Annotated in this window: 8 protein-coding genes and 1 pseudogene; 6 read left to right on the top strand and 3 right to left on the bottom strand. The window is 73.8% G+C overall.

Annotation, left to right across the window (positions count from 1 at the left end; translation table 11 throughout):
• Both ABD211_RS32425 and ABD211_RS32420 read left to right on the top strand, forming a co-directional pair.
• Nucleotides 1-273, top strand: a pseudogene (locus ABD211_RS32425) (DNA polymerase Y family protein); the annotation flags it as partial.
• Between the two features lie 15 nt (nt 274-288).
• Nucleotides 289-3,645 carry an error-prone DNA polymerase gene (locus ABD211_RS32420; RefSeq protein WP_344140253.1) on the top strand — a complete coding sequence of 1,119 codons (3,357 nt, stop codon included), beginning with the start codon at nt 289-291 and terminating at the stop codon, nt 3,643-3,645.
• On the opposite strand, the gene ABD211_RS32415 is transcribed toward ABD211_RS32420, so the two are convergent.
• The gene (locus ABD211_RS32415) at nt 3,617-3,925 is read right to left on the bottom strand and encodes a hypothetical protein (protein ID WP_344140251.1); all 309 of its coding nucleotides are present in this window, start codon (nt 3,923-3,925) and stop codon (nt 3,617-3,619) included. The genes ABD211_RS32420 and ABD211_RS32415 overlap by 29 nt on opposite strands.
• A 518-nt stretch (nt 3,926-4,443) precedes the next feature.
• Here ABD211_RS32415 and ABD211_RS32410 point away from each other — a divergent pair.
• From ABD211_RS32410 to ABD211_RS32395, 4 genes are all read left to right on the top strand, one after another.
• Nucleotides 4,444-5,211 carry a methyltransferase domain-containing protein gene (locus ABD211_RS32410; RefSeq protein ID WP_344140249.1) on the top strand — a complete coding sequence of 256 codons (768 nt, stop codon included), beginning with the start codon at nt 4,444-4,446 and terminating at the stop codon, nt 5,209-5,211.
• 22 nt (nt 5,212-5,233) lie between these two features.
• Nucleotides 5,234-6,388: an alkaline phosphatase family protein gene (locus tag ABD211_RS32405; RefSeq protein ID WP_344140247.1), complete on the top strand. Its 1,155-nt coding sequence runs from the start codon at nt 5,234-5,236 to the stop codon at nt 6,386-6,388.
• 29 nt (nt 6,389-6,417) lie between these two features.
• Nucleotides 6,418-7,722: a DNA polymerase IV gene (locus ABD211_RS32400; RefSeq protein WP_344140245.1), complete on the top strand. Its 1,305-nt coding sequence runs from the start codon at nt 6,418-6,420 to the stop codon at nt 7,720-7,722.
• 78 nt (nt 7,723-7,800) lie between these two features.
• Nucleotides 7,801-8,184, top strand: a complete 384-nt coding sequence (locus ABD211_RS32395) for a DUF3040 domain-containing protein (RefSeq protein WP_344140243.1) — start codon at nt 7,801-7,803, stop codon at nt 8,182-8,184.
• Nucleotides 8,185-8,281: 97 nt separating this feature from the next.
• Here the strand turns inward: ABD211_RS32395 and ABD211_RS32390 are convergent, their stop codons facing one another.
• Together ABD211_RS32390 and ABD211_RS32385 are read right to left on the bottom strand one after the other, a co-directional pair.
• Nucleotides 8,282-8,791, bottom strand: coding sequence for a hypothetical protein (locus ABD211_RS32390; protein WP_344140241.1), 510 nt, complete (start codon nt 8,789-8,791; stop codon nt 8,282-8,284).
• A gap of 2 nt (nt 8,792-8,793) precedes the next feature.
• Nucleotides 8,794-9,992 (bottom strand): alpha/beta hydrolase (locus tag ABD211_RS32385; protein ID WP_344140239.1); only part of this gene is annotated, 1,199 nt, incomplete at its 5' end.

Raw genomic sequence — 9,992 nt, 5'->3', positions numbered from 1 at the left:
CCGACCCCCGCGACCGTCACGGACGCGACCGGCGCGCCGGTCTCGGTGACGGCGCGGCTCGTGATGAGCGGCGCGCCCGCCCGTATCGCGTTCGGCCGGGAGAGGCCCGTCGACATCGCCGCGTGGGCCGGGCCGTGGCCGGTCGACGAGCGGTGGTGGGTGCCGGACGAGGCGCGGCGCCTGGTCCGGCTGCAGCTCCAGCTCGCCGACGGCCGCGCGCTGCTCGTGGCGCTCGACCGGGGCCGGTGGCAGGTGGTGGCTCTCTATGACTGACGGTCGGGGTCGCTGATGGGGTGGAACAACCCACCGGTGCCGTGGTCGGAGGTCGAGCGCGTGCTCTCCGGGCGCGCGCCGGTCGTGCACGACCCGATCACCATCGACCACGGCGACGGGGGCGACACCCCGCTCTGGACCCGCAAGCGCCCGCCCTACGAGGCGCCGGAGCTGACCCGCGAAGAGCCCGGCGTCGACTACGCGGAGCTGCACTGCCACACCAACTTCAGCTTCCTCGACGGGGCGAGCCAGCCCGAGGAGCTGGTGGAGGAGGCGGTCCGGCTCGGGTTGACCGGGCTCGCCGTCACCGACCACGACGGGTTCTACGGGGTGGTCCGCTTCGCGGAGGCCGCCGCCGCGTACGACCTGCCGACGATCTTCGGCGCCGAGCTGTCCCTGGACCTGCCGAGGAAGCAGAACGGCGAGGCCGACCCGGTCGGCAACCACCTGCTCCTGCTCGCCCGGGGCGGCGCCGGCTACGCCCGGCTGTCCACCGTCATCGCGGAGGCCCAGCTCGCCGGCGGCGAGAAGGGCCGCCCCGTCTACGACCTCGACAACGTGGCCGACGCGCTGCGCGGGCATGTCCAGCTGCTCACCGGGTGCCGCAAGGGCCATGTGCCGCAGGCGCTGCGCGTCGACGGGCCGCAGGCGGCCGCGTGGGAGCTGGACCGGCTGGTCGATCTCTTCGGCGCCGACCACGTCGCCGTCGAGCTGACCGATCTGGGCGACCCGACCGACGGCGACCGCAACGATGCCCTGGCCGCCCTCGCCAGCAGCAGAAAGCTACGCGTCGTCGCCACCAACAACGTCCACTACGCGCACCCGGGGCGGCGGCGCCTGGCCACCGCGGTGGCCGCGGTGAGGGCGCGGCGCAGCCTCGACGAGATCGACGGGTGGCTGCCGGCGGCCGCGACCGCGCACCTGCGCGACGGGGCCGAGATGGCGCGCCGGTTCGCGGCCTACCCGGACGCGGTGGCCAACGCGGCGGCGCTGGCCAAGGAGCTGGCGTTCGACCTGAGCCTGGTCGCGCCGCGGCTGCCCGACTACCCGCTGCCCGAGCCGGGGCACACGGAGATGACCTGGCTGCGTCACCTCGTCGAGGAGGGCGCGAAGGTCAGGTACGGCGCCCGCCGGGAAAGACCGGACGCCTACCGGCAGCTCGACCACGAGCTGAACATGATCGACAAGCTGGGCTTCGCGGGGTACTTCCTGGTCGTCTACGACATCGTGCGGTTCTGCCGGGACAACCGGATCCTCTGCCAGGGGCGCGGCTCGGCGGCCAACTCGGCCGTCTGCTACGCGCTGTGGATCACCAATGTGGACGCGGTGCGCTGGGAGATGCTGTTCGAACGGTTCCTCGCGCCGGAGCGCGACGGCCCGCCCGACATCGACGTCGACATCCAGTCCGACCGCCGCGAGGAGGTCATCCAGTACGTCTACGAGCGGTACGGGCGCCGGCACACCGCCCAGGTCGCCAACGTCATCTCGTACCGGCCGCGCTCGGCGGTGCGCGACATCGCCCGGGCGTTCGGCTACCCGCCCGGCCAGCAGGACGCGTGGAGCAAGCAGATCGACCGCTGGGGCGGGGTCGCGGCCGCCGCGGTGGACGACATCCCGCCGCACGTCATCGAGTACGCCAACGAGCTGCAGACCTTCCCGCGCCACCTGGGCATCCACTCCGGAGGCATGGTGATCTGCGACCGGCCGATCATCGAGGTGTGCCCGGTGGAGTGGGCGACCATGCCGGGCCGCACGGTGCTGCAGTGGGACAAGGACGACTGCGCCGCCACCGGCCTGGTGAAGTTCGACCTGCTGGGCCTCGGCATGCTCGCCGCGCTGCACTTCGCGATCGACTTCGTCGACTCCGGGATGGACCTGGGCACGCTCGACCTGGCCGACGCCGAGGTCTACGACATGCTGTGCCGCGCGGACGCGGTCGGGGTGTTCCAGGTGGAGAGTCGCGCCCAGCTGGCCACCCTGCCCCGGCTGCGGCCAAGGGAGTTCTACGACCTGGTCGTCGAGGTCGCGTTGATCCGGCCGGGCCCGATCCAGGGCGGCTCGGTACATCCCTATATCCGCCGGAAACAAGGCAAAGAGGAACCGACTCCACCGCATCCTCTATTGACCAAAGCGCTGAAAAGAACCCTCGGCGTGCCGCTGTTCCAGGAGCAGCTCATGCAGATGGCCATCGACGTGGCCGGCTTCGACGCGGCCGGCGCCGACGAACTGCGCCGCGCGATGGGCGCCAAGCGCTCGGCCGAGCGGATGGGCCGGCTGCGCCAGCGCCTCTTCGACGGCATGGCCGAGCGCGGCATCACCGGGCAGCTCGCCGAGGACCTGTTCCTCAAGCTCGCCGCGTTCTCCGGCTACGGCTTCCCGGAGAGCCACGCGATGAGCTTCGCGTACCTGGTCTTCGCCAGCGCCTGGTTCAAGCGCTACCACCCGGCCGCGTTCTGCGCCGCGCTCATCAACGCCCAGCCCATGGGCTTCTACTCCACCCAGAGCCTCGCCGACGACGCCCGCCGCCACGGCGTGACGATCCGCCGCCCCGACATCAACGCGAGCGACGCGCTGGCCACCCTGGAGCCGCCGACGGTGCCGGGCGGGCCGCGCAACGGACCGGGGGAGTCGCCGAAGCGGTGGGGGATCGGCGGGCCGGTGGTGCGCCTCGGGCTGGCCGAGGTGCGCACGATCGGAAAGGATCTGGCCGAGCGGATCGAGGCCGAGCGCGCCCGCGGCGGCCCGTACCGGGACCTGCGCGACCTGGCCCGCCGCGTCGCCGCGACCGGCCGCCCGCTCTCCACCGCCAACCTGGAGGCGCTGGCCACGGCGGACGCGTTCGCCTGCTTCGGGCTGGACCGCCGCGCGGCGTTGTGGGCGGCCGGGGCCGCGGCGCAGGAACGGCCCGACCGCCTGCCGGGAACAACACCCGGGGTACGCGCGCCCGCGCTGCCCGGCATGGATGACGTGGAACGCATGGTGGCGGACGTGTGGGCGACCAACCTGTCCCCGGACACCCATCCGGTGCGGTTCGCCCGGGGGGCCCTGACCCGCCGGGGCGCGTTGCCGGTCGACGCGTTGCCGGCCCGCCGCCACGGCGAACGCGTCCTCGTCGGCGGCATCGTGACCCACCGGCAGCGCCCGGCGACGGCGGGCGGCATCACGTTCCTCAACCTGGAGGACGAGACGGGCATGCTGAACGTGGTCTGCTCGCCGGGCCTGTGGCAGCGCTTCCGTCGGGTGGCGCGGACGGCGCAGGCGATGCTCGTGCGGGGGCGGCTCGAGCGGGTCGACGACGTGGTGAACCTCGTCGCCGATCACCTGGAGGCGTTGACCCTGCCGGTTACCGGGCGGTCCCGCGATTTCCGTTGAGGGGCGCCGACTCCTGGTCCAGCGGGTTCGGCCGGCCGCGCAGGAGGGTCCGCACGGTCTCGGCGTAGTCGCGGGCGGCCGTGGCGAGCTGCCGGGCGCCGAGAGCGGCCGTCATCGACGTGCCGCGCAGGCCGCCCGTGAATTCGATCGTGACCTCGCCGTCGGTCACCACGAGCACAGGTTCACCGAACTCGTCGTAATCGATGCGCGCGCTGACGTCGCGCAGGTCCAGACTGGCCATCGCGGGCGGGCCCGTCGGGTCGCGGTGCGAAGACGGCATAGCACCACTACTCCTCAGCTTCACGCCGGGGGACCAACCGATCGTACGGAAGTACTCGCGCGTACACATCGGTCTGGCCGGCAGGGAACTGTCAGGTGCACGGGGGTCGTGCGGTCACGTCTTGATCGTCGTTACGGGCGAACGGGGGTGGTGAACGCCGCCGCCGATCGTCGTACACAGGCTCCAACGACCGGCCGCGGGTGTGGCTATGGGTGTCCGGGCCAGCGTGCATGTGCACGTGAATCTGCGCAAGACTTTGCCCAATCAATGGTCTGGCTGCTGGATCCAAGAATGGATCGCGGTCCGGCGCCGGGCAGGCCCTCGGCGGCCAGCAACCCCGGGTCGATGCCCGGGTCGATGGCTGTCAATCCCCGGAAATGCGTGTCAGCACCACGTCCCCGCGACGATCTGTCCGCTTAGCGACACCAGGGCTCCGCTGGGCGTTCCGGGTAGATCGTGGGCGTACTCGGCATGGGTGGGTGGACACGGAGCGCGGACCGGTGGCCTACCCTCGCAGGGTGAGCAGTTCGACCCACGCGCCCGCCGGCCCCCACGCCGCCGCGCGCACCGCGGTGGTCTGGCAGGTGCTGAGCGGGGAGCTGACCCGGCTCGGTGGCGACGGCCTGCGGGTCGTCGACGTCGGCGGCGGCACGGGCGGGTTCGCGGTGCCGTTGGCCCAGCTCGGGCACCAGGTCACCGTCGTCGACGCGAGCCCCGACGCGCTCGCGGCCCTCACCCGCCGCGCCACCGAGGCCGGCGTGGCCGGCCTGGTCACGGCCGTGCAGGGCGACGGTGACGCGCTCGCCGAGCTGGTCGCGCCGGACAGCGCCGACCTCGTGCTCTGCCACAGTCTGCTGGAGATGGTGGACGACCCGGCCGGAGTGGCGGCGGCGCTGACCACGATCCTGCGGCCCGGCGGCGCGGCGAGTGTCGTGGTCGCCAACCGGGTCGCCGCCGCGCTGGCCCGGGCCATCAACGGCCAGGTCGACGCGGCCGTGGACCTGCTGGGCGAGCCGGCCCTCAGCGTCCGGCGCGAGCCCGCGGCGGGTGCCGGCCGTGGCGCGGTGCGCCGCCGCTTCGACGTGGCCTCGGCGACCGAACTGCTCACGGCCGCGGGCCTCACCGTGGCCGGGATCCATGGCGTACGGGTCGTCGCCGACCTGGTGCCGGGTGCCGTGCTGGAGCGTGAGCACGAGGCGCTGCTGGCGTTCGAGCTGGCCGCCGCGGGCCGCCAGCCCTACCGCGACATCGCCACCCAGCTGCACCTCCTGGCCCGCAGACCATGACCGGGCGACGCGCGAGGGCGGCATGACCGGGCTGCAGACAGTTTCGCCGCGTTACGGCGAGGCGAGTCTCGCCGACGTGCTGCCCGGCGCCCTGACGGCCCTCGGCGTCCCGGGCTCCACCGACCCGATCGGCCTGGCCGCCGGGCCGCTGGCCGGGGCGCGCCGGATCGCGGTGCTGCTCGTCGACGGCCTCGGCCACCACATGCTGCCGCTCGCCGCACCGCACGCGCCGGTGCTCGCCGAGCTCGCCGCGCGCCCCGACTCCCTCGCCCTGACCACGGGCTTCCCGTCCACGACGCCGTCGAGCCTGGCCAGCCTCGGCACCGGCGCGGCGCCGGGCGCCCACGGCCTTGTGGGCTTCTTCCTCAACGTGCCCGGCACCGACCGGGTCCTCAACCACACCCGCTGGACCGACGACCCGGACCCGCTGCGCTGGCAGCCGCTGCGCACCCAGTTCGACATCGCGTCCGCGTACGGGGTGTCCACGCACGTGGTCGCGAAGCCGGAGTTCGCCGGCAGCGGCCTGACGGTGGCCGCCTGGCGCGGTGGGGAGTACATCGGCGCGGCCGAGCCGGACGCCGTGGCCGCCCACATGCTCCGCGCGCTGACGACCGCGCCGGCGCCGACACTGGTCTACGGGTACGTGCCCGACGTGGACCGCTGGGGTCACGAGGCCGGGCTCGGCTCGCCGCAGTGGATCGGCGCGGTGCGCCAGGTGGACCGCATGCTGACCCGCCTCCTCGACGGCCTGCCGCCGGACACGGCGCTGCTGGTCACCGCCGATCACGGGCAACTGGACATCCCCGCGGACACGCGGGTGGACGTCGACACGGTGCCGGGGCTGCGCGACGGCGTCCGCGTGCTCGCCGGCGAGCCCCGGGTGCGCTACGTGCACACCCTGCCGGGCGCCCGCGACGACGTGCTCGCCACGTGGCGGGGCGTGCTCGGCGACGCCGCGTGGGTGCTGCCCCGCGAGGAGGCGGTGGCGGCCGGCTGGTTCGGCCCGGTGAGCGAGGCGCACCTGCAGCGCGTCGGCGATGTGGTGGCGATCTGCCGCGACCGGACGGCGCTGCTGGCCACCCGCACCGACCCGCCGACGGTGGCCAGGCTCATCGCTATGCACGGGTCGTCCACGGCGTTGGAGATGATGATCCCGCTGCTGATCGCCCGGTCGTGACTGTCGCAGGGTCGGGCTAGTCTGCGCGCATGGGGCGCAGCCAGCAGATCCGGACCGCCTCCGGGCGGTCGCAACGTCGCGGTGGCTCCTCGTCCGGCGCCTTCGGGCCCGAGGGGGACGACACCGGCTGCCCCGTCCTGCACGTCGACATGGACGCCTTCTTCGCCTCCGTCGAGATCCGGCGGCGCCCCGAGCTGGCCGGCCGGCCCGTCGTCGTGGGCGGCACCGGTCCGCGCGGCGTGGTCAGTTCCGCCAGCTACGAGGCCCGGGAATACGGCGTGCGCAGCGCGATGCCCACGTCCCGGGCCCGCCGCCTGTGCCCCCACGCGATCTACATCCACCCCGACCACGACGCCTACCGGGAGGCCTCGACCGCCATCATGGCGATCTTCCGGGACGTCACGCCCCTGGTCGAGCCGCTGTCGGTGGACGAGGCGTTCCTCGACGTGGCCGGCGCCGTCCGGCTGTTCGGCCGGCCCGCCGCCATCGCGGCGGCGCTGCGCCGGCGCGTCCGCACCGAGCAGGGCCTGACCTGCTCGGTCGGGGTCGCCGCCACGAAATATGTGGCCAAGCTCGCCTCCACCCGCGCCAAGCCGGACGGCCTGTCGGTCGTGCCCGCCGCGGCCACGCTGGAGTTCCTGCACCCCCTGCCCGTCGAGGCGCTGTGGGGGGTGGGCGAGCGCACCGCCGAGACGTTGCGCCGGCTCGGCCTCACCACCGTCGGCGACGTCGCGGCGGCACCGGCCGGGATGCTCCGCCACGCGGTGGGCGTCGCCGCGGCCGCGCACCTCGCCGCGCTCGCGGCCGGGGACGACCCGCGCCGCGTGACGCCCGAACGGGTCGAGAAGTCGATCGGCGCCGAGACGACGTTCGACGTCGACGTGGCCGACCCGGAGGTGATCCGGCGCACGTTGCTGGCCCTGGCCGGCACGGTCGCCGGCCGGTTGCGCGCCGCCGGGCAGGCCGGCCGCACCGTGGCGCTCAAGGTGCGACTGGCCGACTTCACCACGATGACCCGGTCGCGCACCCTGCACACCGGCACGGACGTGGCCCGTGAGCTTTTTGACACGGCCTGGGCCCTGTTCCGGACACTGGCCCCCACCTCGCCCATCCGGCTGGTCGGCGTGCGGGCCGAGTCGCTCGGCGCTGTGGATGGCCTGTCCCGGCAGCTCGCGCTGGGTGACCGGGAGGTCGGATGGCGGGAGGCGGAGCGTGCCGCGGACGCCGTTGCTGTCCGTTTCGGCCCGAACACAGTGCGTCCCGCGAGCCTCGTCCCGACAGTCAGTCAAGAACGCATCATCGATCCGCTTTCCGACCCGCTGCCCCCCTCGTAGACTTGCACTATGCGGCCGATCGGCTGCTGGCGGTCTGCCGATCCCACGAGGTCGGCATGAGGACCGGGGAGGAGTGCCGTGCCGCTGTCCGAACACGAGCAGCGGCTGTTCGAGCAGATCGAACGGTCGCTGGCTGAGGACTCCAAGTTCGCCTCAGCCGTGCGCGCCAGTGACCCGCGCTTCCATGCGAGGCGTCGGGTGCTGCTGGCGGGCTTCGGGGTGTTGGTCGGTCTCGCCCTGCTCATCTACGGTGTGGCAGCAGTGCTGCCCCTGCTGGGCGTGGCGGGTTTCGTCGTGATGCTCGGCTCGGTCGCGTTCGCGATCCAGTCGGTGCGCCGCGCCCGCCATCCCGAGCTGCGCTCCGTGGGTGGCACCGCGAGCCGTTCGACGCGCTCGCGCAAGCCGTCCATCATCGATCGCCTCGAGGACCGCTGGCGGCAACGCCCCGAAGACCAGCTCTGACGCGACCGCGCGCAGGCCAGCGAGCGCCGCGCGTCCGCCCTGCCCGCCCGGGCCGGTGCCGGACCGCGGCGCTCAGCCTTACTGCCCGGCAATGTGCTTACTGACCGGCACTGGGTGTGCCGAACTCCCATACGCAGGGTGAGCTGCCGGTGATATAGAGGTCCAGCCGCCCGCCCGCGCGGGTGTAGATCTCCACGGTGACCCGGAAGCCGTCCGGATCCTCGGCGGTGGTCTGGTTGAGCTCGCCGTCGTCGACCCGGGTCCAGACCTCGTAGCCGCGCGTCGACCAGTGGCCCTTGAGCGCGTCCAGGGCCTTGTCCGCGGGCCACCCGGCGGGGTAGGTCACGTCGTAGCTGAGGTCGGCGAAGACGCGTCCGGGCGGGCCGCCGTCCGTGGGGTCGTCGCAGGGCAGCAGGTCGGGGCCGGTGTGCTTGAGCTCGGCGCCGGCCGGCAGGGCGGCGAAGGCGTCCTGCACGATCTGGCGCGCCCGGTCGGTGGCCTGCGCCGCGGTGATGGTCGGTCGCACCGGATCCCCCTTGTCGCATCCCGTACCCGAGATGATCAGTATCGCGGCGAGGAGGCCCCCGCTCAGGATTCTGGCTCTCACGATCAGCTCACCGCCGCGTAGTTGCCGGTCACGATCCGTGCGATGTTGAGCCGGGCGACGTTGTCCTTGTCCCAGTACGCGGAGTGGACCCTGCCCTCGTTGTCGGGGTCGCCGGGCGCGCTGGTGAACACGCGGGCGCCGAAGTCCTCCCGGACCGGGTCGTTGCCGTGGGCCAGGTCGATGTCCGGCACCCGGCGGATGAGGTCGTTGTCGGCGCGGGTGGCCCACACGTGGTCGGCGGTGACCCCCCGCAGGTCGGCGACGCTGTTGGTGTCGAGACCGGGGGAGGCGACGAGCACGAGGTCGTCGGGCGCCAGGCCGTCGCCGGCCTGCGCGGCGTTGCCGACCACGGTCGTACCGTAGCTGTGCCCGAGCACGACGTTGTGCGACGGCGCGCCCTCGTGGGTGACCCGCAGCCCGTCGGTGAACCGGTCGAGGTCGGCAACGGCGTCGCGGGCGTACGAGCTGGACGCGGCCTCGCCGACCGTGTCCGGGGCGTCGTAGCCGAGCCAGAGGATCCCGGCGGTTGTGGCCGTGGGGTCGGCCCGCGTCGCGTCGATGACCATCTTGTCGGTGCGGTCGATGTCCCCGCGCGTCTTCGACAGGTCCGCGCCCGTGCCGGGCACGTAGGTGAGCACGTTGTCGGCCTCGTCGGGGTTGCCGACCGCGACGATCGCCCGCCCGTCCCCGTCGGTGGAGAACCCCATGAGGTACGCCCGGGGGAGCGTGGGATCGGGGTTGGCCAGCCGTTCGGTGATGCGGTCCGTCCCGCGCAGCTTGCCGTCGATGTCGCCGGCCTCGGCGCGCAGCCGGGCCAGCTCCTCGCCGGCGGGGTCGCGGCGGAGGCTGGGCGGGTAGAGCTCGTCGCGGCGGCCCTCGGCCAGCATCCGCAGGATGTACGCCTCCCGGTCGGCCAGCTCCCGGCGACGGGCCGTCAGCACGTCCCGCTGCCGGTCCAGGACGAGCCGGTTGGCCGCGTCGCGGTCGGCGACCGGCACCCCGTCCAGGTTGCCCACCAGCTCGGGATGCCCGGTGACCAGCGCCCGCCGCTGGGCCGGGGTCAGCGAGTCCCACCAGGCCCGGACCGTGCGCGGGTCGGTGCCCGGCGCGGGCACGCCCGCCGGGTCGACCGCGCCGTCGGCGCCGGTGACCGGCAGGTTCGCGCGCAGCGCGGCCGTCGTCCGGGCGTCCAGGTCGGCCG

Origin of the sequence: Luedemannella flava, assembly GCF_039528515.1 — a bacterium.
GTDB lineage: Bacteria > Actinomycetota > Actinomycetes > Mycobacteriales > Micromonosporaceae > Luedemannella > Luedemannella flava.
The sequence above is the reverse complement of the archived record's forward strand: the minus strand, read 5'-3'. Positions and strand labels throughout refer to the sequence as shown.